Below are 25,224 nucleotides of genomic sequence, written 5' to 3'. Positions count from 1 at the left end.
CACCGCAGCGTCACGCGACATCGATAAATTTGCGCGTTTCTCGTGGCATGTTTTGCCAGGTCGTTCGTCATCCCGCCCACGAAGACGGCCGGCCGGTCGTCGAAGGGGAGAGCGACCTTGTCGAAGCATCGAGGCTCAGTGAGTCCTGTGGTTATGGTGTTGAGTGGTGTTGCCTGCGGGCTGGCGGCGGCGGTGGCGCCGATGCCGGCGTTTGCCGAGCCGGTGCGTGTCGAGCTTGCCGCGCAGAAGATGACCGATGCGTTGAATGCGCTCGCCGAACAATTGAAGTTACAACTGATTTATGACGGCAAGCTGGTAGCCGATCTACAAGGGCGTGCGTTGTCCGGCACGATGGAGCCGGCGGCTGCGTTACGCGCGCTGCTCGAGGGCAGCGGCTTGAATTTCCGTTTTGTGAACAAGACGACGGTGACCATCGAGCGGGCACGAGAAACAAAAGGGGCTCGCACGCTCGGCCCGGTTCGCGTCGAGGGCGCGGAGCGGGTACAGCCGAAGATCGGTGAAGGCATCGCCACCCTTGGCGGCGTGCGCGGTCATCAGGAAGATGAGAGCAATGGTTATCGCGCGCTGGTGGCTACTGTTGGCAGCGGCCGGCCCATTCCTATCGAAGACACTCCGCGTTCGGTGTCGGTGCTGACAGCTGATTTGATGCGAGATCAGGACGTGAACGATCTCGGCGAAGCGCTCGATCGGATGCCGGGGGTGTCGGTGAGCTCGCGTATTTTTTCACGCGGCCAAACGCTCGAGGCCGTGCAAGTGGACGGCGGCCCAGCCTACAACATCAATAGTTTTCTACGGCAGCAGATGCAGTATGGCCCGGAGTTCGCCAACGCATTCAACATGGCGGCGTATGAGCGCATCGAGCTGCTGCACGGTGTGAACGCTGCCGCCGTCGGCGACGGTTCCTACGGCGGCACGCTCAATCTGGTGAGAAAGCGGCCGTCGGCGCAGCCTGCCGAAACCCTGACGCTGACTGCAGGCAGCTGGAATCGCTGGGAGAGCACGTACGATGTGACAGTGCCAAACATTGCCGGCTCGAACATCGCCTTTCGCGGCGTGGCGAACTGGCAGACGAGCGAAGCGTTCTACGACAAATACAGCCGAGACAATCGCGCGCTCTACGGCATCCTGGACATTCCGCTGTCGGAGACGTCGCGTGCCGAATTCGGTGTGAACTACTCGAAGTCGGCAATCGATAGCCCTTATCAAATGGTGTTCCGGTATGCCGACGGTCCGCTGCTGAACGTTCCTCGCAGCACCAACTTCGGTCCGAAGTGGGGTTACGCCGATAGCAAGGACGCGGAACTCTTTACGCGCATCAAGACCGATTTCTCCGATGACTGGACGCTCAATGTCGGCGTGAGTCGCAAGAGCCTGGAGAAGACCACGTCATACATGGGCGACATCCTCAATGTGACCTTTCGCAGCGACGGCACCACCACGGGGTTCGAGACGCCGCGCGACGATCTGTTGACCTTCGACACCGAGACCGAGTGGCTGACGGGCGATGTGAGCCTGGCCGGAAAATTCCAGCTCTGGGGCCTCGATCACAACCTGCTGCTGCGAGGCTCGTACTTCGACATCGACTCCGCCGATATCAGTAACGGCTGGCGCAACCGTCGGGCGAACGACATCATCGACTCCATCGAGGACTTCTATCTCGACGATGTGCGCATCGTGCCCTACCGGCGCGGCCAGAGCGTCGGCTCGACCCGAAGCATCACCGGATCGATCGAAGATCTGATCGCCTGGAGAGACAAGATCGATCTGCGACTGGCGGTGGGCTACAGCCGTGCCAAAAATTTCTCCTTCAGCAGCCCGTTTCTATGGGAGAACTATTACCCTGACGGGACCGGTCGGCTGATGCCTTCCAGTGTTTCCTACGGCAATTCCAAGGCCAACCTGACGCCGTCGTACTCGGTGGTGTTCAAGCCCTGGCGCGGCTGGAGCATCGCGCCGAGCTATGCCGAAGGCACCAGTGCGCAGTCCTTCTATTTCACGCCGTCTGGCGAGCCGTTGTCGGCGATGAAGTACAAGAACAAGGAGCTGATGGTGCGTTACTCCTCCGGACGGTGGGTGGCGAGCAGCAGCTACTATACCGCCGACAATGACAATGTCGCTCAGCCGATGACGGGCTCGAATACGTGTGGCCCGACACATAGCTCGACGTGTTATTTCATTGGCGGCTCGGATGTCGAGTCGAAGGGCTACGACGTGGAACTCACTGGCACGTTCTTCGAGCAGCTGAGTGCGCTGGCGAGCTACAACTTCAACGAAACAACCAACATTGCCGCGAATCTACCGTTGAACACGCAATCTCCGGCGCGCACGGCCAAGCTGTTCCTCAACTGGGCGCCGCCGGCGCTGCCGCGCTGGCGTTTCAACGCGGGCTACTCGTATCGAAGCGACGTCTACACGCGCAGCGGGAACTATGTTTTCGACAACGGCCAGATCGTCGGGTACGTGCCGGTGGACTTTGTCACGGCGGGCTATCATCTCTTCAGCGCGGGTGCGAGCTTCGATTACTCGCCGGCGCTGAAATTCTCGCTGCTGGTCGAAAATCTCACCGACGAGAGCTATCTGTCGACAGCGAACAACTATGGCGGCTACTACGGCGAGCCTCGCAGCGTCTCGCTGTCGTTTCGCTGGAGCGATCCGTCGATTGCACGTTGGGGCGGCGGCGCGTCGGTCAGCGATCATTTCCCGTTCGGCGATCCGAGCCAGTGGTACACCTCGCTCGACTTTGGCTATCGCACGTCGCCGACGATCGCCGCGCGCTCGCCAAAGCGCAACGACGATGGCTCGGCGACGCAGTGGGATTGGCAGCTGGGCTCGAACTTCGCGACGTTCTGGCGCGTCGGTCGTCACTTGAACGACCGTTGGCGCGTGGAGTTCGAAGGCGGCTATCGCCCCATCGACATCGAGAGCACGTACACGCCGGGTCCGGTGACCGGCGGCATGTGCAAGGTCAGCGACGGAGCGCCTTCATTTCCTGACTGCGATCCTTCGTCGGGCAAGTTCGATACTTACAGTGGCATGTTCAACGGCATTTACGAGCCGTGGCCCATGGGAGGCATCTCGCCGTTCGTCGGTCTCGGACTCGGCCTTGCGGTCACGCAAGTTGAGATTGGCGGACGCATTCCGGTGCAGCCTGCGAATGGTGGCAGCCGCTATCTCGCCGGTACGGACAGTCATGCGGTTGGCGCAGCCATGCAGGGGCTGGCCGGGCTCGCGATTCGCCTGACAGATCGTTTGCAGGCGGATGTGAGCTATCGTTACTTCTATGTGCCCGATCGCAAGTGGGACATGGACAGTAACGGACGCACGAACCTCGGCACCGAGCAGTATGGACTGGAGAACTTCAAGGGCGATCTGGAAGATCAGTCAGTGACGCTGTCGTTGCGATGGAATTTCGACGCAGGGAGTACGAAGTAACTTTGTTGGCGCGCTGCTCGTCCTTCGATTGCGAGCGATCGAGGCCGAGCAGCTGCCGCAGCTGATACCAAACGGGACTCGACTGCGCACCGCGATCGGCATCCTGCAGGGCGGCCTGCGCCATGGCGAGCCGCTGTTGGAATACCTGCCACTGCTGCGGCGGTATCTCTTTTGCCGGGCCGGCACCGCGTGCGGCCCAGGCCCAAGTTCGAAAGAGGATGGTCTCGACTAGATCGGGGCCATCCGAGCCGGGATGCTCGCGGCGCCACTCGGCAAGTTGTGACAATGAGGTGTTCAGCGACTGGCGTTGGTTGAACAGATCTCCCAAGCCGCTCATGAAGGCCGTGTCGTCAGTGCTAGCCTGCGCCGGATGTAACATCGCGTCGAGCGCGGCGTAGTCGCCGCTGGCGAATGCGCGTTGAGCGGCACAGCCGCCAACGCTCCTTTCCAGCGAACTGTCGCTCGACCCGCGATTCTTGTCGGCCGGGCCATTGGCCGTCTTTGGCGGCACGCACGTCCAGTGCAAGCTTGCGAGCGCATATCGCAGCTGTCTCACGGGCTTGGCCTGCGACCACGAACGAATCCGATCGGCCTCGGCTCGCACTTCCAGGCGCGAGACCTTGCTCGAGGCGAAGTCGGCCTGTTGAGCGTAGTGCCGACTGCTCAACAACTGTTCCTTATCTCGATTCTTGACCCCTTCGTAGCCTGTGCGAATCGCTGCGTGACGCAGCTTGACGTACTCGGCCATCGACGCCGCGAATTTCTGTTGTTCTTCGTCGTTGACCGGGGCCTCGGCGGTCAGCCGGGCTTCGGCCTCTTTCCAGAAGGGCAGCAGCTTCTGTTCCATGATGTCCAGGAACTCAGCTTCGCTGATCTTGCCGGCGGCCACGCGAGCCTTCATGTCGGCATCGATTCGCACGGCCTCGTTCTGGCCTGACATCAGCCACGGATGACTCGCCCAATAATGTTGAACCACCGATTGATTCGAGTTCAACGAGTGGATTTGTCCCACGCCCAAGCCCAGCACGAGGAGGGCAGTGATGCCCGCGGCGCTCGCTTTGCCGAATGACAAGTGTGTCGATAAAGCGGGGTCCAACGGCCGCGCGAGCGACCAGCCGAGCAGGCCGCCGCAAATCAGTCCGCCGATATGCGCGGCGTTGTCGATCTTGTCACTGAGCACGCCGACCACGCCGCTGTACGAAATAAACACCAACGCGGTGAGGCCATGAGCGCGAACCATTTGTTTGGGAACACGCGTCGAAGCCTTCGAGATGAAGACAATGAGCGCGCCGAGGAGGGCAAAGATCGCGCCGGAGGCGCCGACGCTGTTCTGATAGGGATTCCACGCGATGCTTGCCAGCCCGGCGAATACCCCCGAGACGACGTAGATGAAAACAAAGGTCCAGGTCCCATACAGACGCTCGACCAGTCGGCCGATGCTCCAGAGCGCCCACATGTTCAACGACAGATGCAGCAGGTCGCCATGCAGGAACATCGCGGTGAACAGTCGATACCAGTCGCCGCTCATGACCAGCAGGCCGGCGTTTGAACCCCAGCGGGTCAGGGCCTGCGGATCGAGCGCCCAGGTGCCGGCGCCGGCAACGATGCAGGCGATGAACACGAGCACATTCGTGACGACCAGGGCGGGTGTCGCCCAAGCGCGTGGCGCACGGGCTCGAAGCGCCTCGTTGAACGCGCGCTCGGCGGTCTCGTCGTGGGTATTCATGCGCCTCGTCGTCAGTGCAACTGGCGCAGACGATACCCGATGGGTGTTACCGATGTTGGCGGCTGCCCGTTCGATGCGGCCGAGATTGTTGGCGGTGCCCCAACGGACCCAGCCTCCCGCGGGCTGTCCTGGAGCCCCGTAGAGCTTTGCGGACACGGCTCATTTTTCCAGGGACTCCAGTGACTTAGAGCCATCCCGGCGGTCGTTGGCAGGATCTGGCACGACGCCTGCTATTCCTCCGCCGAGCGCAGAGCAAAGCGCTTTGATCGAAACCTCTCAACCCTGTCGGAGTCCTAGTAATGACGAACTTGAACTTCAATGACCTCACCCTTTCCCAGGCCCTGGATCGCAAGGCCATGACCGAGCTGTCCGGCGGCGCCGACTGGCAATTGCGCAGCAGCTACATCAGCACCGGCTCGTGGAGCGCCTATTCGCAGATGTTCAGCACCTATGTCGGCCAGACCTATCACGACGGTTACCTGACCCGTCAGACCTACGAAGGCTGGAAGCGCACTCGTACGCAGACCGAGTACAGCTACTGGGATCACTTCGTCCGCGTCTGATGCCCACCCCGGCGGAGGCCTTCGAGCCTCCGCTTCTCGCGGCGGCCGGGCAGCTTCTATAAGATGCGCGGCCTCATGAAAGCCGTCGTCAACATCGCCGCCTACAAATTCCTGCCGCTCCATGACCTGAAGTCGCTGCGCCTCCGTTTGCAGGCGCTGTGCGCGGAGCAAGAGCTCAAAGGCAGCATTCTGCTCAGCCCGGAAGGCATCAACCTGTTTGTCGCCGGCGGCGAGCCGCAGATCGAGCGCTTGCTGGCCGAGTTGCGCAGCTGGCCGGGGCTGGCGGACCTGCAGCCGAAGATCAGTCACACCGAGCATCAGCCGTTTCGCCGCATGCTGGTGCGGATCAAGAAAGAGATCATCGCGTTCGGCGTGCCCGGCATCGATCCGTCCCGTCGCACCTCGCCGAAGCTCGCCGCCAGCCAGTTGAAGCAATGGCTGGACGAAGGCCGGCCGATCACGCTGCTCGATACGCGCAACGACTACGAGGTCAAGCTCGGCACGTTCAAGAACGCGCTGCCCATCGGCGTCGATCACTTCCGCGATTTTCCCGCGGCCGTGGCGAAGCTGCCCGAGGCGATGAAAGAACAAACGATCGTGATGTTCTGCACCGGCGGCATTCGGTGCGAGAAGGCCGGGCCGTACATGGAGCAGGTGGGATTCAAGAACATCCTGCAACTCGACGGCGGCATCCTGAAGTATTTCGAGGACGTCGGCGCCGAGCACTACGATGGCGAATGTTTCGTCTTCGATCAGCGCGTGGGGCTCGATCCGAAGCTGCACGAGACAGGCTCGACCCAATGCTATCAGTGCCAGTCGCCGCTGACGCCGGCGGAGCAGGAGCATCCTCACTATGTGTGGGGCAAGTCGTGCCCGTATTGTTTCAAGACGCCGGCCGAGCAGATGCAGGCGAACATCGAGCGACGCCACGAAGTCATCCGGCAGTTCGCGAGCCCCTTGCCAGGCAGCCAGCCTTACGATCATTTCAAGCCGGTGAATGTGCCGGTGGATTGCGACGGCTCGACCGTCGTTGAAACGTTGTACCGCGTCGTCAGGCACATTCCCATGGAAGTGTGGGAACAGAAATGTGCCGATGGATTGATACTCACCGCGGACCGCGAGCCTGTTGCCGCGGGTCATCGGGTGAAGTCAGGCGAGCGCTATTTGCATCGACTGCCCTCGGTCATCGAGCCTCCAGTGAATATGGATGTGCGCATCCTGTACGAGGATGAAGCGCTCGTCGTCGTCAACAAGCCGGCGCCACTGCCCATCCATTCCGGCGGACGTTTCTATAGAAACACTCTGCAATGGTTGCTGTACGACGTGTACTCACCGCAGAAGCTGCGTCCGGCGCATCGACTCGACGCCAATACCACGGGCGTGCAGGTGTTCACACGCACCGGTCACTTCGCGGCTCGCGTGCAGGATCAGTTCGCGCAGATGCAGGTGGAGAAGGTGTATCTGGTGCGCGTCGCCGGTCATCCCGACGCTGATGAGATCGCGTGCAAGGCGCCGATTAGTAACGAGCCGGGCAAGCTTGGCTCACGCAGCGTCGATCTGGAGGCTGGGCTGCCGGCGCACACTGATTTCCGCGTTCTGCGTCGATTGCCTGACGGCACGGCGCTGCTCGAAGCGCGTCCTCGCACGGGGCGTACGAACCAGATTCGAATTCACGCCGCGTATCTCGGCTGGCCGGTGTGTGGCGATCCTGCCTATCTCACAGGAAGCGAACTGGGCGACGTGCAAACTCTCAGCGTCGACGCGCCGCCATTGTGTCTGCATGCCTCGGAAATCACATTCCGACATCCGGTCAGCCGTCAGCCTGTGACGTTCAAAGCGCCGCCACCGGCGTGGGCGACCCCGGCCTGAGCACTCAAATAGGTCGCGTGCCGCCGCGACCTGCCTCACCATGAGGCAATTCCGATCCGAGAATAACGCGAGGTTATAGACAGGCCGCGCCTTTTCATCGCACTCCCCAATGACGTTGGTTAGCTTGAGCACGGGGGCTAACACAAAAACTTGGGGAGCAACGCCGTGTCGAGAGCTACTGAGCCTTTATCCTCCAGAAGCCTGATTGCGCTGGCTGTCATCGCCGCAATCGGCCACGCACCAGCTGTCCGAGCGCAGGAAGCAGCCGCTACCACGGATGCGCCGCCGCTCGAAGAAATTACCGTCACCGGCAGCAGCATCAAACGCACCGACGACGCGGCGCTGCCGGTCACCATCGTCAGTCAGGAAGCGATGGAGCTGCGCGACGCGGCGACGCCCGTCGACCTGCTGACCGCCATGCCGGCGGTCGTCAACGTTCCCATCAACGATTCCAATCAAGGCGGCGTCAACGCCCGAGGTGACATCGCTTCGGTGAACCTGCGAGGTCTGGGCTCGGGCAACACGCTGGTGTTGTTGAACGGGCGCAGAGTCGCGGCGCACGGCATCTCTTCCCAGGAAGACGGCGTGCCGCAGATGTCGGTGAATGTGAACACGCTGCCGACGCGAGGTCTCGAGCGCGTCGACATCCTGCGTGACGGTGCCTCGGCCGTGTACGGTTCCGACGCCGTCGCCGGCGTCATCAACTTCGTCACCGACAGCAGTTACGTGGGCAACGAGATGCAGGTGCAGACGGGCATTACCGAGATCGGCTCGGGCTCGGATATCGGTGTCACGCTCACGCACGGCAACTATGCGTTCGACGAGCGCCTGCACTGGATCTCGACGTTCGACTATCTGACGCGCGAAGAGCTGAAGACATCGGATCTGCCGAATGCCGGCGATTCCGACAAGCGTGCCGTCGCGCTGCCGGGCTTCGACGCGGCCAACGGTCCGTTCTTCGATCGCAATGCCTCCAGCGCCTATCCCTCATTCCGCATCGGCGCGCAGACCACGACGCGTTATCTCACGCCGATGGAAGGCGGTGTCGTCGGTATCAAGAACAGCGCGCCGAATCGCACGGGTGCTGAGCTGGGCTATTACTACGACGTGAACGCCGATGGTTATTCCGTTCCGGAAACCGAGCGTTTCAACTGGTTCAACGCCCTCGATTTCAAGATCAACGACAAGCTGACCGCGTTCGGCCATCTGGCGTTGTATCGCGCCAATTCGACCATGGTGCGGCCGCCGGTCGCGTACGGCATCAACTCGGATGCTCCGTTGGTGGTGTCCGCCGACAATCCCTACAACCCCTACGGCTCGCGTTTCTATAGCCCGACGGGAGCGCCGAATGCGGACGGCACCGCTCGTCTGACGGGAGCGCCGCAATCGGTCACCATCGTTTCCAAACGTTTCACCGACATCGGTGCCGAGACTATCGATATCGAAACGACGTCGATCACCGCGACCGCTGGGTTACGAGGTGACATCGTTCCAGGCTGGACGTGGGAAACCGGTGCGGTGTACTCCCGGGCCCAGACCAAAGACGACTCGCTGAATGCCGTGCGCGAATCCGCGTTGCTCGCGCAGGCACTGCGCACCGACAGCAGTGCTTACAATCCGTTTGGTTATAACTTTGCGGTTCAGAACGGAGCGGTGGTTGCGACCACGCCGTACACCAATCCCGAGTCGGTCACCTCAGCGTTCGTCCAGAAATTCCACCAGGAAGGCAGAAACATCCTGGGCAGCATCGATGCGCGCGTGAACGGCGAGTTGTGGGATCTTGGGGCCGGCCCGATTGCCATCGCGGTCGGTGCGGAACATCGCTGGGACGATTATGAGCTGGTGCGTCCGCAATTCGCTGGCGTCAACGGCGCGAACGATCTCGGGCTGAGCCCGACGAACAACGATTTCGTGCAGGCCTCCGCGGCCGGCGACGTAATCGGCGACCGCACGGTGGTCGCGGCGTTTGCCGAGACAGTGGTGCCGATCTTCGGTTCGGCGAACGCGCTGCCGGGTCTGGAACGTCTGCAGTTCGGCGCGTCGATCCGCTACGAGGAATACAGCGATTTCGGCTCCACGACCAATCCCAAGTTCACGATGGATTGGCGCCCGATCGAGCCGCTGATGATTCGCGCGTCCTATAACGAGGGATTCCGCGCGCCGAACCTGAGCGTGATGAACTATCCGACCCGCTTCACCGTGGGCTCGAGCTTCGATCCGTATCGCGGTCCGGTCACGAACCTGCCGGTCGACGGTCAATTCCAGCGTCAGACCGGTATCGAAGGCAACCCGAATCTGGTGCCGGAAACTTCCGAAGGGCGCACGCTGGGCTTCGTGCTCGATGTGCCGTTCGTGGAAGGCCTGCGCTTCTCGGTGGACTATTGGAAGATCGATCAAGAGAACCTGATCGCAAGTCCCAACGCCGAAGAGATTCGTAACAACGACGCGGCCATGTTGCTGGCTGCGACGCAAGCGGCCCTGGCTCGCGGCATTCCCTACGATCAGATCGATCTGGGGAGCGGTGTCACGGGCTCTTATGCCGGCGATCCACTGATCAAACGTTCCGCGACCATCACCGCAGAAGATCGCCAGCTGTTCGCCGCATACAACGCGAGCCGGCCGCAGTCTCAGTGGGTGGCGCCGGTCGGCATTCTGGAAATCACATACACGCCGTACTCGAATCTGGCTTCGGCCACGATCGAGGGCTACGACTTCAACCTCACCTACAACTCGCCGCGCTTGTCGTGGGGCCGGCTGGGCGTGACGGCGGATGCGACTTACCTGAGCAAGTACGAGCGTCAGGCCGGGCCGAATGCGGCGGTCGAAACGCGGGTGGGCAAGAGCGGCGCGACCAAGTGGCGCGGCGCGCTGAATGTGTTCTGGTCGAAGGACGATGTTTGGTCCGCCGGTCTGAGCGCTTACTACATCGGCGCTTACGCCGACACGGGCGCCAGCATCAGCGCGGCCACTTACGAATCGTTGGGGCGACCGAGCTACATCTATCCGATCGACGGTGTGTATTTCTGGCGCGTCGATGATTCAGTCACGTTCAACGCGTTCGGCGCCTACACCTTCCAGCCGGCGGGCGAGAGCTGGCTCAGCGATCTGAACGTGCGCGTCGGCGTGAAGAATCTCACCAACGAAGATGCACCGCTGACCACGGACCCGGCCGGTTATGACGCCGCCGTCTACAACAGCGTCGCAATGGGACGCGTCTGGACCCTGAGACTCACCAAGAGCTTCTAAATGAAACATACCATTCGAATCGCTGAGGCAGTGTTGCTGGGCTTGCTGGCCGCGCAAGCGGCGGACGCGGCGTCACCGTCGCGTCCCGCCAAGGGGTGGGAATCGGCCGCGGGCCAGGAAACAAAAACCGTGTTCGCGCTGACCGGCGACGCGATCATCAATCGACGCTTGTCGACGTTCCGCGCGCCGGGCGTCGACGATATGTTCGGCGTGATCCGCCAGGCCGACGTCGCGTTCACCAACTTCGAAACGTTGATTCACGATTTCACGATTCCGGGCGCGCAGCAGAGCGGTGGCACTTACATGGGATCGCCGCGGTTCATCACCGACGAGCTGGCGTGGGCTGGCTTCGATCTGCTGGGCCTGGCGAACAATCACGTCAACGACTACGGCGTCGACGGTATGCGCAGCACTGTGGCGGCGCTGGCGAAGACCAATTTCGTGTATGCCGGCGTCGGTGAGAATCTCGCGCTGGCGCGCAAGCCGGGATTTCTCGATACACCGAAGGGCCGCGTGGCGTTGATCTCCACGTCGTCGACGTTTCCTTCGCCAATCGTCGCCGGTGCGCAGCGTAAGGACATGCCTGGGCGACCCGGCCTCAATCCCTTACGCAGCACCGTGACATACACGGTGCCACAGGCCACCTACGACACGCTCATGACCTTGCGCGGTCCGGTGCGCTCGAACATGGGTGAGGGTGGCGGTGGCGGTGGCGACAAGCTGGTGTTCGGTGGCGCCGAGTATGTGGTCGGCGATGAGATCAAGATCAGCTCGAAGGCGAACAAGACCGATCTGGCCGAGCTGCAGGCGAGCGTGCGCGATGCGGATCAGCAGTCGGACTGGGTGGTCGTGAGCATTCATGCGCACGAGGCGGCGAATCCGAAAGATCAATGGATGCCGGCCGAGTTCGTCGTCGAGTTCGCGCACGCGATGATCGACGCGGGCGCGGACATGGTCGTGGGCCACGGCCCTCATATCCTGCGCGGCATCGAGGTGTACAAGGGCAAGCCGATCTTCTATTCGCTCGCGAATTTCATTTTCGAGAACGATCTGGTCGAGCTGCAGCCCGCCGACAACTACGAGAAGACGGGCCTCAACAACGACTCATTGCCGAGCGATTACTTCAGCAAACGTTCCAAGAACGACACGGTCGGGTTTCCGGCGGATCGCAAGTACTGGCAGTCGGTGGTTGCCCAGGTGGTTTACGACAACGACCGCACGTTGCAGGAAGTCCGGTTGCATCCGGTGTCGATGGGTTTCGGTCAGCCACGCAGCAAGCGCGGCCAGCCGTATCCGTCGCCGGCCGCCGAGGCCGAGCAGATCTTCAAGGATCTCTCGGAAGTCAGCGCTCCGTTCGGTACCACCGTCAATTACAAGAACGGTGTCGGGACGATCTCCTGGAAAAAGTGACGCGAAGGTGCCATGAGTTTACCAGTGAGGCGCGAACGGTCGTTCGGCATCATCGGCGGCCTGTCGCCCATCGCGGATGCGGATCTGCTGTCGAAGCTGATCGAGGCGACCGAGCGACACGTCGATGCCGGTCAGTTCGAGATCGTATTCGAGCAGCGACCGTTCGCGCGGTCCCACGGGCCGAGTGCGGCGGACACGGCCCGTATGCTGTACATCTTCAACAGGATCGACAGCTTCAAGGCGCGAGGCATCGGTACGGTGGTCCTGCCGTGTTTTCTGAGTCATACCTTCATGGAGGAACTGAAGGAGAACTCGCCGCTGCCGATCGCCGACATGATCGAAGTGTTGCGCGGTCACGTGCGTAGCCTGTCGCCGCAACGACGGCGCATCGGCGTGCTCACATCCGCGCCGCTGCGTGAGAGCGCATTGTTTGAACGTTACTTCGGGCCGGAGGAGTTCGAACTGCTCTACGCGCGCCCCCGTGACGGACTGGATCTGGTCACGGAGGCCGTGTACGGCAAGAACGGTATCAAGAGTGGCAGCCGGAGCGGCTATTCTATCGAGCTGTTGCGCGAAGCTTGCGCCGATCTGATCGGACAGGGCGCGCAATTGTTATTGCCCGGCGTGACCGAGCTCGCGCTGGTGACGAATGAGCTGGCTCAGGGGGCTGTGCCGCTACTCGATCCGCATCGTGTGTACGCACAGCATCTCGTTGCCGATCCCGCGGCCGAGGTCGAGCGGCCATTCAAGCTGGGTGTCGTGGGCGGCGTCGGTCCGGCGGCGACGGTGGATTTTCTCGATAAGGTCGTGCGTAACACGCCGGCCAGGCGGGACCAGGACCATCTGCGGCTGCTGGTCGAACAGAATCCGCAAATCCCGGATCGCACTGAGCATCTGGTCGGCGACGGCATGGACCCGACGCTGGCGCTGTACGCGACGTGCAAGAAGTTGCAGGCGGGCGAGGCGGATCTGATCGCGATTCCGTGTAACACGGCGCACGCCTTCGTCGAAGCGATTCAGTCCGAGCTCGACATTCCGATCATGAACATGCTCACCGTCACGGTGAAGCACATCCGGGAAATGTTTCCAACACTGAGCAAGGTCGGTCTGCTCGCCACCAGTGGGACGATTTCCAGCGGCGTGTACCGGCGGGCGTTGGAAGATCACGGTCTGCAGGAAGTCATCCCGTCACCGCCGCTGCAGGGCCGGGTGATGAACGCGATCTACGGCCCGCAAGGCGTGAAGGCTGGCTTCACCAGCGCCGAGAGCGTAGCGGACGTCGATGCGGCGATCGATGAGCTGGCCACGCAAGGCGTCGAGGTCATCGTGCTCGGCTGCACCGAGTTGCCGCTGTTGATGTCCGAGCCGGAGCGCGTCACTGCCAGGGGCAACCGCGTCACCTTGGTCGACCCGACCGACATTCTCGCCAAACGCTGTGTCTCCGCGGCGATGATGTGGTCGAGGCGCTGATGACATCGAAGCGGCTCACCACGTGGATCGTCGTCAGCCTCGTGCTCGGGGTCGTGCTCGGGTATGGCGTGCACGTTGGAGCATCCGAAGCGACAGCGACTCGCTTCGCGGACGGCATCGGGCTGTTGCCTTTCGCATTCCTGCGGCTCATCAAGATGATCATCGCGCCGCTGGTGTTTGCGACGCTGGTGGTCGGCATCGCGAAGATGGGCGACATCGCAACGGTGGGCCGCGTCGGCGGCAAGGCGCTGGCGTGGTTTGTGGGCGCCTCGCTGATTTCGTTGGTGCTCGGCCTCATTATTGTGCAGATTTTCGAGCCGGGCCGGGCTTTGCACCTGCCGGTGCCCGATGTCGGGGCAACCTCGGGCCTGTCAGCCAGCGGCATGTCGCTCAAGAGTTTTATCGAGCACACGCTGCCAACCAGTGCCATCGACGCCATGGCGCGCAATGAAATCCTGCAAATCGTCGTGTTCTCGCTGTTTTTTGGCACAGCCATGGCGGCGTTGGGTGAGCGTGCCCGCGTCGTTCTCGAAGGCCTCGACGCGTTGGCCCAAATCATGCTGAAGGTCACCGGGTACGTGATGATCTTCGCGCCGCTCGCTGTGCTCGGCGCGCTGGCCGGCACGGTGGCGAAAGAGGGCTTGGGAATTATCGGCGTCTACGGTTTGTTCATCGGCGAGTTCTATCTGGGGCTCGCGGTGCTGTGGGGAATTCTGGTCACGCTCGGCGTCGTGTTCGTCGGTCCGGGCGTGTTACGTCTGGTGCGCGGTATTCGCGGGCCCGTGCTGCTCGCGTTCTCCACTGCGAGCTCCGAGGCCGCCTATCCACGCACGCTCGAAGAGCTCGAGCGCTTCGGCTGCAGTAACCGCGTCGCGAGCTTCGTGCTGCCGGTCGGATACTCGTTCAATCTCGACGGCTCGATGATGTATTGCACGTTCGCGATCATGTTCATCGCGCAGGCCTACGGCATCGAAGTGAGCCTCGCGCAGCAGGTCGCGATGGTCGCGGTGCTGATGCTCACGTCCAAAGGCATTGCCGGCGTGCCGCGTGCTTCGCTGGTCGTCGTCGCGGCCGCGCTCACTCAATTCAACTTGCCGGAGGCCGGCATGCTGCTGCTGTTGGGCATCGATCATTTCCTGGACATGGGCCGCTCGGCCACCAACGTCGTAGGCAACAGCATCGCAACCGCCGTGGTCTGCCGCTGGGAAGGCGAGTTGCAAACTCTCGAAGCCGATGTGAGACCCACCCATGCGTAGCGAAAGAGTCAGTCACGTGCACGTCGAAGCCAGACCGCAGAGCGGGGCGCAATGGTCGGGTCGAGTCTCCGCGGAGATCGGCAAGGCGGTGCTCGGCCAGCTCACCATCATCGAGCGTTTACAGATCGCGCTGCTGACCGGCGGCCACGTGCTGCTCGAAGGCATGCCGGGCCTGGCGAAGACGCTGCTGGTGAAGTCATTGTCACAAGCGCTGGGCATGCAGTTCGAGCGCATCCAGTTCACGCCGGATCTGTTACCCAGCGACATCGTCGGCACGATGGTTTACTCGCCCGGCGACGGCCGTTTCTCGCCGCATCACGGACCGATCTTTGCCAACCTGGTGCTCGCCGACGAGATCAATCGCGCGCCCGCGAAAGTGCAGAGCGCGCTGCTCGAAGCGATGCAGGAACGGCAGGTGACCCTGGGCGGCATGACCTATCCGTTGCCGAGCCCGTTCCTGGTCATGGCAACGCAGAACCCGGTGGAGCAGGAAGGCACGTATCCATTGCCGGAAGCGCAACTCGATCGGTTTCTGTTCAAGTTGCTGCTCGACTATCCGAGCGAACTGGACGAGCTGCAGATGGTGCAGCGTTGGGGCTCGGTCACGTCACATCCTGAATTGTTCGCGGTGTCGAGCGGCGAAGAGCTGCTGCGGCTGCGGCAGGAGGTCGATCGCGTGCACGTCGCGGAATCGGTGCAGGCGTATGTCGTCAAGCTGGTGCGTGCGACGCGTGAGATCGCGGCCGGCCCGCAAAAGACACTGTCCTACGGCGCTTCGCCTCGAGCGTGCCTCGGTTTGTTTCAAGCCAGTAAGGCGTTGGCCTGGCTGCGTGACGCGAACTATGTGACGCCGGCATTGGTGCAGGAAGTCTTTGCGGATGTGATGCGGCATCGAGTCGGCTTGTCGTATGAAGCCGAGTCGCGCGGGCTCACCGCCGAGCGGATTCTCAGGGACATTCTCGATCGGACCGCGGTACCGGAGAGCGGTGCCTGAGATGTCGGCGGAAATGATTTCGATGCCGTCGGCACCGACGTCGCTGCTCCAGCGACTGGAGTGGCGCGCACGGCACGCCGTCAACACGACGGTGAGCGGCGAATACCGCTCGGCCTTTCGTGGCCGCGGCATGGAATTCGATCAGGTCGTCAAGTACCAGTGGGGCGACGATCCGCGAGACATCGATTGGAACGTCACCGCTCGCCTCGGCGAACCGTATCGAAAACGGTTCGTCGAAGAGCGTGATCTCACGATCATGTTCGTCTTCGAGGATTCGCCGGCGCTGCAATTCGGCTCCGACGGGCGCACACGACGCCAGACCCTGCTGGAGACCGCGGCGTTGTTGATGACGATCAGCGCCATCAATCGGGATCGAGTCGGCTTGTTATATAGCGCGCCGGGCAAGTCCTGGTTTCAGCGGGCGTTGCCGGGTCGCAAAGGGATCATGCGTATCGCCGCGACCTTGCTCGATCAGCCGGCTCCGTCGCTCGACGGCCCAACCGCATGCCCGCTGTCCTGGCCATTTGTGAAAAAGAGCGCGACGCGCGGCAGCGTGTTGCTCTGGTTCGGTCCCTTTGCTCCACAAGGAATGCCGGAGTTGTGGCGCGAGCTCCAGCAAAGGTATCAAGCCGTTGGCGTGCGTGCTGACGATCCGTGGGATGTGGAGTTGCCGCGCAATGCGAAGCTCTCAGCATACGATCCGCTGGCGGGCCGATTGACGTTGCTGAACACCGCGTCGAGCGCGGAACGCGCGGCGCATGCCGCCTGGCGCGAGCGACGCGAAGAATATTTCACAGAAATGTTTCCTCGGAGCGACGATCGGCTGATCGTCGGCAACGTGGACGATCCGCTGCAGAGCCTGATCGCGTGGTTCCATCGTCACCGCCACGGCGGCGCTCGGGCCTGAGGCAGCGACGTGAATATTTCCAGCGCAACGTTCCACGATCCGCTTTGGTTGTTGCTGTTGTTACTGCTGCCGGTCATCGCCTGGCTCCGCCGCCGACGCAGTGTGCCCGCGCTGGTCGTGCCCGGCGCACACGAATGGCATTCGCCAGGCGCAACGTCGTCGGCGCTCTGGCCAATCGCTTGTGCTTACATCGGCATCGTCTTGCTGACGCTCGCACTGGCGCGGCCACAGGTGCTCGTTCCCTTGGAAGATCATCAGCGCCGCGGCTATGACTTCATGGTCGCCATCGATCTGTCCACCAGCATGTATGCGGAGGATTTCCAGCGGGGCGCCGCGACGGTCAATCGGTTGCAGGCGGTCAAGCCGATCATTTCCGCCTTCATCAACGAGCGCCCTGACGATCGCATCGGCATCGTGGTCTTCGGCGGTCGGGCTTACACCTTCGCGCCGCTGACGTTCGATCACGAATGGCTACGTAAGCAAAGCGCGCGGCTGTCCATCGGCCTGATCGAAGACGGCACGGCGATTGGCGATGCCATCGGAGTATCGCTGCGCCGATTGCGGGAGGGCAGATCGGAAGGTCAGCCGCGACAGGGATCGTTCATCGTGCTGCTCACGGACGGCTCGAGTAACAAAGGTTCGCTCGATCCGCGTCAGGCGGCGCAGCTCGCGGCTGAGGAAGGCGTTGTGATCTATACGATCGGGGCCGGCGCTGAAGGGTTGGTGCCTACGCCCATCTTCGATTACGCGGGGAAACGCACCGGCACGGAAATGCGCGAATCGGAAATCGATTCGTTGCTGTTGCGAGATGTTGCCGAGAGCACCGGCGGATTGTTCTTCCGTGCGACCGATGCCAACGCCGTTCGGGACGCTTTCTCTCGTATCGACGAGGCGCAGAAGATCGAATTCGCCGCCTCGCCGCCGCTCGTCAGTCGCGAGCTGTTCCCCATGTTGGCCCTGATCGGCGTCGTGCTGCTCGTGCTGGCGTCGTACCAGGTGCACTTTTCTTCCACCATAACCACTCATACAGGAATCGAACCATGAAGATTTCGAGACGCGAGGTCCTGGCGGGCCTGGGTTTGGGGTCGGCTGCCGCCGCGCTGCCGCGGGCGGTGGGCGCCCAGAATGCCGCCCGCTCCAACGCGGCCACGCGCAAGATCCGCATCGCTTGCATGCATTTCTCGCACGAGACCGTGACCTTCCTGCCGTATGACACGACCACGGAAGACTTCATTTACGAGGGCTCGCCGGCGCGTGGCGAAGCGCTGTTGACGTCCTCGCCGGACGGTTACATGGGTGGCTTTGTGAAGGTCGCGCGCGAGCACGCGAACGTCGAGCTGGTCGGCATCGAGTCGCCGCTCGGTTCGAAGAAGGGCTCGGGCTCGGGCTGGATCACCAAGGAAGCGTTCGAGCATTTTACCGAGCGCATGATTGCCGACCTGAAGGCGCAAGGCCCGTTCGACGGCGCTTATCTGTCGCTGCATGGAGCGATGGGCGTGCGCGATGTCGCCAAGCCCGAAGCGATGCTTGCGCGTCGGGTGCGAGAAGTGATCGGGCCCAAAGGCTTCATCGCCGGCACCTTCGATCCGCACGGCAACGAGGACGACGAGTTCCTGCGTTACGCGAATCTCGCGTTCTGTATCAAGTACTACCCGCACTACGATGGCGCTCTGCAGGGCGAGCGCGCGGCTCGCACGCTCATCCGGTGCATTCGTGGCGACTACAAGCCGACGACTGCGACTGCCAAGCCGCCTATCATCACACCGTCGGTATTGCAGTGGACCGGCCAGTCGCCCTGGATGGATCTGGTTCAGCGTGCGTTGGTGTGGGAGGCGCGTGAGACCGATGTGTATGTGAGCTTCTACTATGGCTTTGCTTTCATGGATGCGGCCGATGCGGGCATGACGTTCCAGGTCATGACCAACGGCGATCCGGAACTGGCGAAGCACATCGCCGACGACCTGGCGCAGACCGCCTGGCGATTGCGCGACGACCTCGTCCATGGCACCAAGGTCTATCGTCACAAGGAGGGCGTGGCGCTTGCCAAGCAGGCGTTGCAGAAGGGCGCCGTGCCGTACGTGCTCGCCGATCACAGCGACCGCACGGGCGCTGCGACCTGGCTGCTCAAGGAGATCATCGATCAGAAGCTCAGCGGCTGCTTGATCGGCACCATCGCCGATGAAGATGCGATCAACGCGCTGCGTAAGAAGGGCGTGAAGGTCGGCGACGACTTCGATATGGAGATCGGCGGCAAGCTCGATGTCTCGGCCGGCAAGCCGGTGCGCGTCGTCGGCAAGGTGCATACGGTCAGCGGCGGCTTGAGTCGGGGCAGCAGCCAGGCAGGCGGCTCGCAACTGTGGGTCAGCGTAAAGTTCGGCGACGGCAACGTGGTCGTGATCAGCCCCTATCTGAGTCAGATCGTGCAGCCGCAGTCGTTCACGCAGTTGGGCATCGATCCGAATGCGTTCAAGGGATTCGCGATCAAGTCGCGCGTACACTTCCGTCGCGGCTTCTACGACAGCGGCTACGCGAAGACCATTCTGCTGGTCGAGCCGGACGAGCCGTTCGTCGGCACGGTGCGCCTGGAGGCGCTGAACTACAAATATCTGAAGCTCGACAAATTCTATCCGTACGGCAAGAACGTGACTTATCCGCCGGTCAAAACCTGATTCGAGGCTGGCAGTGCCGCGGTGGCTGTCGCCGCGGCACGGTTTGGATAGGTTTCTTCAGCGGCCGGCGTATAACGCCATCAAGGCGTTGCCACGAACCCAGCCGGAAATTTCCCGCTCTCCCTCGACCTGACGCCAGCCCAGAAAGCTGCGTCCGGCGACTACGACCGTGCCGGCCGACAGCGGCGATGTTTCTTCCGCCGGCACCAGATCTGTCGGCACCGGGCTCACATTCGTGTTCTGTACTAGCATCGCTGCTTCGGGCTGGTTGAAGGCGCCGTAGGCGTTCCAGCATACGATCGATGCGATCAGGACGATGGCGCCGAGCGCGGCGACACCACGACTGGTCCACACAACGATGTCTCGCGACGATTGCGGCCGATGGGCCGGTGAATATAACGAGACGACCATGACACAGAATCCGGCCGCGGCGACCAGTGCAGCGAACAGTGCCAGGCGCTGCCAGCCGGCGGGCGAAAGCAGAGTCGGCGCACGCTGATACCAGGGGCCGGACAATAAGCGACTTAAGTTTCTATCGACGATCTCGGTTTCGCCGAGCGCGGTGAGCAAGACATCGCGAGTCTCCGAACCGGTGGGGTGTTGGACGAAAGCCGCGGTCGCGTGGGCGATGGCGAGATTCAATTCGCCCTGTTGGACTTGATAAGCCGCGAGATTGCGATGGGCGGCCCAGTCGGTCCAATGGTGGTCCAGCGCCGCCTGGGCGTTCTCTGCGACGTCCGGGGCCAACGGTTCCGGGGGATCTTCCGGCGATGCTTCCATCGCCGCGCTGCTCGTTTCAGCCGGCGGCGCCGACCACGGCACATCCGCAATCGCTTGCGATCCAATCAATATCACGACGAGCGCAGCGCCGGCGAATGACGGTAGCCAATGCCCGAGACGATTGGGAAAGAACCGTTGGCGCTTTGGCATATCGACCGTGGCTGCCACGTTCGTTGCCTGCTGCAACCATTCCCGCGTGGGATCTGAATCAGGGCCGTATAGACCGCGCTCGGTCGTTTGCCACAGCTCACGCCAGCGGGAACTCACGGTCGAGTCGCCGCTGATCGTACGCGCCGCTTGTGAAATTTCGCTGACGCACGGCGCCGAGGTGCGAATGTCCCAAACACGAGCGGAGGCGCGCAGCCACGCGTGCAGGTGCGCCGGGCGGGGCGGCGTGTCGGTACGCCCCAACGATTTCAGCAAGCGTCGCATTTCCTTGACACCGGCACGCCGCACTCGATTCGGACACTCCAGCAATGCGCGACGCCACGCGAGCCCCAACCAGAGCAGCACGGGAATAGCGACGGCCAAGGCGATGAACCAGAACGGACTGAGCGACCAAGGTGTCGCGGCGAGCTCGCCCAGCGGCAGCGGTTGCATGTGAAAGACCTCTTACCAATCGAACCGATTTGGATCCGCCTGCGATTCCTCGGCCGACATCAACTGATGCAGCCGACCGGGAGAATCGCGACGCGCGGCTTCGTCCAGATTTTTTTTAGTGAGCTTGAGAATCGGATCGTCGGCGTCGCCGGGGCTGCTGGAGCGCGCGGGCCGGAGCGCGGCGGCTTTAACCTTGCTGGGGGGCTTCGGCTTCTTGCCACGTTGCGCCTCGGGCTGACCGTCGGACGTGAGATCGCCGAGCGTCGCATCTGTTTTCGCCGAGGCACCTTCGCCGAACGAGTCATTCGCGGATTGCTGGCTGCTGTCGCCGGTCACGACCGGCCTTTCGTTCTCTTCGTCCATCACCGCATCCGGCGCCTGCGATTTATCTTCGGTGGTAGCCGAAGGCGGGGGCTCCAGCATCGCGGCGAGCTGACCTCGATAGTACGGCCAGTCCGCAATTGAGGTGTCTAGGCGTTCGCCTTGATGCGTGGCTTCGACAGCATCGCGAATCGCGCCTTCAGAGATCGCGGTGCCGGCGCGTTGCGCGTCGATGCCATAGCGAATCGTCGCCTCGACCATCAAGCGCAGATCGAACGCGTCGTAGCCGAACCGGGCCAGGTGATCGGTGATGGCGCGCAGCCGTTCCGTGGGATTGCTGTCGAAGACTTCGCGAACTTGAAATTCTGCTTCCGAGTCGAAATGGGCACGGGCGGAGGGAGGCGCAGCGAGGCTTAGTGCCACAGCGAACGCGACGCAGGCCGCGAGGCGAGTGGGCACGTCGGAGGATGCGGTGGCCGGCGCGTCGTCCTGTTTGCGGACCTGACGTGGCTTGGGTCGTTGCTGGAATTCACGGAGCAGGGCGGCCAGGCCGAGCAGAATGGCGGGCAACAGGAACCATTGAAAGCGCTCGATCCCGGCACTGCCCGCCGCGTTGGCCGCCCGACCTTTGCGTCCGGTCTCGACGGTTTGTTTCAACAGAGCTTTTACATCGTCGATGTCGGTCAGCGAGCTTGCATCGACATATTTGCCGAGCGTCCTGCGCGCCAGTGCTTCCAGAGTCGCCGGCATCAGCTTTGAATGCACGGCATCGCCGTTGGCGTCGGCGAGGTAGCCGCCGTTCTGCAAATCGGGAACGAACGCGCCTTTCGCGGTGCCGAGCCCGATGGCGACCACGTGAATCTCACGCTCCGCCATGCGTCCGAGCCGCTGCTCCCAGCCTTCGGTGCTGCTCTCGCCGTCGCTGAGCACGATGAGATAACGATCGCGATCCGCCGCTTCGCTGAAGCCGTCCAGCGCCGCGTCGAGCATCTTCGAATAATCCGAGCCGCCGCGCGGCAGGTAGTCGGTGTCCAGGCTCGGCAGGAACTCGCGGATGATTCGATAGTCCGGGCTGAGCGGCACTTGCACGAACGCCGTGCCTGCGAACACCACGAGGCCGACGCTCTCGCCTTGCAGACTATCGAGCAGGTTCTCGGTGAGCTGTTTGGCACGATCGAGACGGGAAGGCGGCAGGTCTTCGGCCAGCATGCTCCGCGACAGATCGACAGCGATCATGACTTCACGGGTCTGGCTGTACGCCTGCGATGAATCTTCGCCCCAGCGAGGTTGCGCAATGGCCAGCAGAGCAAATGCAATCGCGAGTATCACGAGCACAGGCGTGCGCCATCTCTGGGGCGCGGCGGGACGGACTCGATTGCCTGAGATCGCCACGCGTTGCATGGCGGGCCAGCGCATGAGCGGGTCGCGGCGTGCCGCTCGGCGTAGCAGGATGAATGCCAGCACCGGAACGATCAGCGTCAGTAGCATCCAGGGATTGCCCCAGCTCATCGCATCTATCCTCTATCGATCGTTCACAACGCGCGTTGCCACAGCCAGAACATCGCGCAGGCCGCTGCCACGGACGAGCCGCCATACAACACGCCGGTCCGGTAGAAGCGAGTCCCGCGCAGCAGATAAGCGATGGGCAGAAAGACCGCGACGATCGCAAGCTGCCCGAGCTCCACGCCGAGATTGAATCCGAGCAGCGTGCGCAAGACGGGCTCGCCTTCCGCACCGACTTCACTCAGGACATTGGCGAAACCGAAGCCGTGCAGCAGCCCGAATCCGAAGGCGATCCAGACGCCGCTCGCGCCAGCGGTCCGCGGCAGAAGATTGACGAGCGCGGCGATGAGGACCGACGCGGCAATCGCCGATTCGACGAGTCGAGCCGGTAGTACGATCCAACCCAAGGCGGCGCAGCTCAATGTGATCGAGTGCGCGACGGTGAAGGACGACACAATCGCGATCACGCGCAGAAACGGTCCGGCGAAATCGGTGGCGGCTTCGCGCCCATGCTCGGTGCGTCTGAGCACGGCGGGAATCAATAGCACCAGCAGGAACAGCACATGGTCGTAGCCGATCCAGATGTGCCAGACGCCCGATTTGAGCAGCTCGAGGAATGCTGTCCGCGTCACATCGGCACGCGTGAAAATCGTGGCGCCGCCGGGTGCGGTGATTTCGGCTCGCTGCGAGCCGGTGCCTTCCCAAATGATCTTCAACGATGCGCGGCGTTCAGGACGTTGCTCGAAGAGCAGGGTGTAGTCGACATCGAGGGCGTCGATGGGGTGGGCGGCGACGGCGGAAAACTCCGAGAGCACGAAGGGTTCGTCATTGCGCGTGCCGAAGGTGAGCTTGTCGAAGTGCACCCCCGGGTTCTCGCCGTCGGCCAGGATGCGGAGGTTCGCATCCAGGGCCTCTTCTATGTCTTTACGGCGACCTTCGATTTCCGGCCAGGCGATCTCGCCATCGCGATTGCTGTCGAGGGCCAGGGCCGCATCGAGATCGAGTAACGGCACTTGCCACTCGCCGCGGATGCGCGCCTGATCGACGTGCAACGTGAGCAAGGATTCGTGCGCCGACTGGGCGTGCACGACAGCCGCCGTCAGCGACAGCAGCAGGATCGCGAACAGGCGACTCATTGCACGGAGTGCAGGCGGCGCTCTCTGTTCCTTAGAAAGCTGATCAGCTCCGTGGCGATCGTCTTGACCGACTGCACGAAGGCCTTTTGCACGCTGTTGAGCGGACCGTCGGCGCGATAGACCGCATACAGGTTGATCTTCATGATGGGCTCGACCACGCGGGTCTGCAGCTCGGCGCCCGCCGACACGGCGGTGAACGGATCGACCAGTGCCAGGCCCTCGCCGCTGCACACGATGTCCTTGGCGATCTGATACGTCTGCACCCACGTCGAGATGCGCGCCGGCGGATCGAGCTGTTCCAGATAGGCCTGCAGCTGGCGGCCCAGTTGATCCGCGCGTGTGATGCCCAACAGCGTGGAGTTCGCGAGCGAGTCGATCGAGATCGGCTGCAAGGCGGCGGTGCGCGACCAGGTGTCCTTGGGCGCGATCAGCACCAGCGGCCCCTCGCACAGATGCTCGCAGCGAATGTCCGGATGCGAAAGCTCTTGCAGAGTAATGCCGACATCGGCCTCGCGAAGAATGATGGACTTGAGCATCTCGGGGGAGTGTTGTGTGGACAGTTCCACCGAGGATTGCCCGAGCGTCTGTCGCAGACGGGTCAGCGACTTGGGAATGATGGCGTTCGCGAGCGTCGGCGTGCTGATTGCGCGTAACGGATACTTATCGGCGCGAGCGATGTTGGACACGAGCCGCTGCAGATCGCGCAGCTCTTCGAAGATGCGCTCCATTTGTCCCTGCAACAGGCGTCCTTCGGGAGTGAGGTGCCACTGGCCCTTCAGGCGCACGAACAAAGGAAAGCCGAGCCGGCGCTCCGCTTGCTTGAGCAACTTGGTGGCCGCGGGTTGTGAAATATTCAAGAGCGAGGCCGCATCGGTCAACGTTCCTGCCTGCAGGATGGCCTGGAACATTTCGATGTAGCGCAGATGCATGACCCCCAATGGAGCGAGGTCGGCGTTGGTATCGCGCAATGTCGATTGCATGCAACTCCCCGAATTGCCGCGTGTGGGACGGCAAGCGAAGTTGCAGCTTTCATGCCACGCAGCAACGCGCAGCCGAGATCGTGCGTCGACGCTCGCACTCGAGCTGTCCGTACATTGTCACAACGTCACGGCGCGCATGATTTTTTGGGCGTGCCCTAAAAAATTCGTCAGCGGCGCGCTCATGCACTCTTTGGAGTCTCACGACCCGACGAAATTGCAACGAAACAGTGCGAGGCACGGGCAGCAGGCGCGAGTACGGTGCGTATAACCCATCGTTATGCACTCGAACGGCCTTTTCATGCCGCTCTGGCGCGAGTGTTGCTAGCGTTTGCAGCTGTACC

The 25,224-nt window shown here is 62.4% G+C and carries 16 protein-coding genes and 1 pseudogene; 12 read left to right on the top strand and 5 right to left on the bottom strand.

Features of this window, described 5'->3' with window-relative positions; translation table 11 throughout:
- The first annotated feature begins 138 nt into the window (after nucleotides 1-138).
- Nucleotides 139-3,453, top strand: a complete 3,315-nt coding sequence (locus tag ACFPN2_RS02400; RefSeq protein ID WP_380594600.1) for a TonB-dependent receptor domain-containing protein — start codon at nucleotides 139-141, stop codon at nucleotides 3,451-3,453.
- On the opposite strand, the gene ACFPN2_RS02395 is transcribed toward ACFPN2_RS02400, so the two are convergent.
- Nucleotides 3,380-5,179: a rhomboid family intramembrane serine protease gene (locus ACFPN2_RS02395; RefSeq protein ID WP_380594598.1), complete on the bottom strand. Its 1,800-nt coding sequence runs from the start codon at nucleotides 5,177-5,179 to the stop codon at nucleotides 3,380-3,382. The genes ACFPN2_RS02400 and ACFPN2_RS02395 overlap by 74 nt on opposite strands.
- A 299-nt stretch (nucleotides 5,180-5,478) precedes the next feature.
- Here ACFPN2_RS02395 and ACFPN2_RS02390 point away from each other — a divergent pair, with 299 nt between their 5' ends.
- The 11 genes and pseudogenes from ACFPN2_RS02390 to ACFPN2_RS02345 all read left to right on the top strand — a co-directional run bounded on the left by ACFPN2_RS02390 (nucleotide 5,479) and on the right by ACFPN2_RS02345 (nucleotide 19,563).
- Nucleotides 5,479-5,742: a hypothetical protein gene (locus ACFPN2_RS02390; RefSeq protein ID WP_380594597.1), complete on the top strand. Its 264-nt coding sequence runs from the start codon at nucleotides 5,479-5,481 to the stop codon at nucleotides 5,740-5,742.
- Nucleotides 5,743-5,817: 75 nt separating this feature from the next.
- A pseudogene (locus tag ACFPN2_RS38540) lies at nucleotides 5,818-6,642 on the top strand (sulfurtransferase); the annotation flags it as partial.
- A 3-nt stretch (nucleotides 6,643-6,645) separates the two neighbouring features.
- Nucleotides 6,646-7,611: an RluA family pseudouridine synthase gene (locus ACFPN2_RS38535; RefSeq protein ID WP_465270378.1), complete on the top strand. Its 966-nt coding sequence runs from the start codon at nucleotides 6,646-6,648 to the stop codon at nucleotides 7,609-7,611.
- A gap of 165 nt (nucleotides 7,612-7,776) precedes the next feature.
- Complete coding sequence (locus ACFPN2_RS02380) at nucleotides 7,777-10,857, top strand: TonB-dependent receptor domain-containing protein (RefSeq protein ID WP_380594593.1); 3,081 nt, start codon at nucleotides 7,777-7,779, stop codon at nucleotides 10,855-10,857.
- Nucleotides 10,858-12,267 carry a CapA family protein gene (locus ACFPN2_RS02375; RefSeq protein ID WP_380594591.1) on the top strand — a complete coding sequence of 470 codons (1,410 nt, stop codon included), beginning with the start codon at nucleotides 10,858-10,860 and terminating at the stop codon, nucleotides 12,265-12,267.
- Between the two features lie 12 nt (nucleotides 12,268-12,279).
- The gene (gene cuyB, locus ACFPN2_RS02370; protein WP_380594589.1) at nucleotides 12,280-13,737 is read left to right on the top strand and encodes a cysteate racemase; all 1,458 of its coding nucleotides are present in this window, start codon (nucleotides 12,280-12,282) and stop codon (nucleotides 13,735-13,737) included.
- Complete coding sequence (locus tag ACFPN2_RS02365) at nucleotides 13,737-14,993, top strand: dicarboxylate/amino acid:cation symporter (protein ID WP_380594587.1); 1,257 nt, start codon at nucleotides 13,737-13,739, stop codon at nucleotides 14,991-14,993. The genes cuyB and ACFPN2_RS02365 overlap by 1 nt, the downstream gene beginning before the upstream one ends.
- A complete protein-coding gene (locus ACFPN2_RS02360) occupies nucleotides 14,986-15,987 on the top strand; it encodes an AAA family ATPase (RefSeq protein WP_380594585.1) in 1,002 nt (333 codons plus the stop codon). Before ACFPN2_RS02365 ends, ACFPN2_RS02360 begins: the two co-directional genes overlap by 8 nt.
- 1 nt (nucleotide 15,988) lies before the next feature.
- The gene (locus ACFPN2_RS02355) at nucleotides 15,989-16,894 is read left to right on the top strand and encodes a DUF58 domain-containing protein (protein WP_380594583.1); all 906 of its coding nucleotides are present in this window, start codon (nucleotides 15,989-15,991) and stop codon (nucleotides 16,892-16,894) included.
- A gap of 9 nt (nucleotides 16,895-16,903) precedes the next feature.
- Nucleotides 16,904-17,938, top strand: a complete 1,035-nt coding sequence (locus ACFPN2_RS02350) for a VWA domain-containing protein (RefSeq protein WP_380594581.1) — start codon at nucleotides 16,904-16,906, stop codon at nucleotides 17,936-17,938.
- Nucleotides 17,939-18,066: 128 nt separating this feature from the next.
- On the top strand, nucleotides 18,067-19,563 hold the full coding sequence (locus ACFPN2_RS02345; protein ID WP_380595292.1) for a M81 family metallopeptidase: 1,497 nt from the start codon (nucleotides 18,067-18,069) through the stop codon (nucleotides 19,561-19,563).
- A 57-nt stretch (nucleotides 19,564-19,620) separates the two neighbouring features.
- Here ACFPN2_RS02345 and ACFPN2_RS02340 read toward each other — a convergent pair whose 3' ends face one another.
- From ACFPN2_RS02340 to ACFPN2_RS02325, 4 genes are read right to left on the bottom strand one after another with little or no spacing between them, the layout of a single operon-like run.
- A complete protein-coding gene (locus ACFPN2_RS02340; RefSeq protein ID WP_380594579.1) occupies nucleotides 19,621-20,943 on the bottom strand; it encodes a hypothetical protein in 1,323 nt (440 codons plus the stop codon).
- 12 nt (nucleotides 20,944-20,955) lie between these two features.
- Complete coding sequence (locus tag ACFPN2_RS02335) at nucleotides 20,956-22,773, bottom strand: vWA domain-containing protein (RefSeq protein WP_380594577.1); 1,818 nt, start codon at nucleotides 22,771-22,773, stop codon at nucleotides 20,956-20,958.
- A gap of 23 nt (nucleotides 22,774-22,796) precedes the next feature.
- The gene (locus tag ACFPN2_RS02330; RefSeq protein ID WP_380594575.1) at nucleotides 22,797-23,903 is read right to left on the bottom strand and encodes a HupE/UreJ family protein; all 1,107 of its coding nucleotides are present in this window, start codon (nucleotides 23,901-23,903) and stop codon (nucleotides 22,797-22,799) included.
- Entirely contained in the window at nucleotides 23,900-24,883 is a 984-nt protein-coding gene (locus ACFPN2_RS02325; RefSeq protein WP_380594573.1) for a LysR family transcriptional regulator, read from the bottom strand. Before ACFPN2_RS02325 ends, ACFPN2_RS02330 begins: the two co-directional genes overlap by 4 nt.
- Between the last annotated feature and the right edge of the window lie 341 nt (nucleotides 24,884-25,224).

The sequence above is a fragment of the Steroidobacter flavus genome (assembly GCF_042651805.1).
GTDB lineage: Bacteria > Pseudomonadota > Gammaproteobacteria > Steroidobacterales > Steroidobacteraceae > Steroidobacter > Steroidobacter flavus.
The sequence above is the reverse complement of the archived record's forward strand: the minus strand, read 5'-3'. Positions and strand labels throughout refer to the sequence as shown.

Excerpts from the sequence above, each read along its gene's own strand:
- ACFPN2_RS02395 (WP_380594598.1), bottom strand. The coding sequence starts at position 5,179 with ATGAATACCCACGACGAGACCGCCGAGCGCGCGTTCAACGAGGCGCTT.
- ACFPN2_RS02390 (WP_380594597.1), top strand. The coding sequence starts at position 5,479 with ATGACGAACTTGAACTTCAATGACCTCACCCTTTCCCAGGCCCTGGAT.
- ACFPN2_RS38535 (WP_465270378.1), top strand. The coding sequence starts at position 6,646 with ATGCAGGCGAACATCGAGCGACGCCACGAAGTCATCCGGCAGTTCGCG.
- ACFPN2_RS02375 (WP_380594591.1), top strand. The coding sequence starts at position 10,858 with ATGAAACATACCATTCGAATCGCTGAGGCAGTGTTGCTGGGCTTGCTG.
- cuyB (WP_380594589.1), top strand. The coding sequence starts at position 12,280 with ATGAGTTTACCAGTGAGGCGCGAACGGTCGTTCGGCATCATCGGCGGC.
- ACFPN2_RS02365 (WP_380594587.1), top strand. The coding sequence starts at position 13,737 with ATGACATCGAAGCGGCTCACCACGTGGATCGTCGTCAGCCTCGTGCTC.
- ACFPN2_RS02360 (WP_380594585.1), top strand. The coding sequence starts at position 14,986 with ATGCGTAGCGAAAGAGTCAGTCACGTGCACGTCGAAGCCAGACCGCAG.
- ACFPN2_RS02355 (WP_380594583.1), top strand. The coding sequence starts at position 15,989 with ATGTCGGCGGAAATGATTTCGATGCCGTCGGCACCGACGTCGCTGCTC.
- ACFPN2_RS02345 (WP_380595292.1), top strand. The coding sequence starts at position 18,067 with ATGCATTTCTCGCACGAGACCGTGACCTTCCTGCCGTATGACACGACC.
- ACFPN2_RS02340 (WP_380594579.1), bottom strand. The coding sequence starts at position 20,943 with ATGCAACCGCTGCCGCTGGGCGAGCTCGCCGCGACACCTTGGTCGCTC.
- ACFPN2_RS02335 (WP_380594577.1), bottom strand. The coding sequence starts at position 22,773 with ATGAGCTGGGGCAATCCCTGGATGCTACTGACGCTGATCGTTCCGGTG.
- ACFPN2_RS02330 (WP_380594575.1), bottom strand. The coding sequence starts at position 23,903 with ATGAGTCGCCTGTTCGCGATCCTGCTGCTGTCGCTGACGGCGGCTGTC.
- ACFPN2_RS02325 (WP_380594573.1), bottom strand. The coding sequence starts at position 24,883 with ATGCAATCGACATTGCGCGATACCAACGCCGACCTCGCTCCATTGGGG.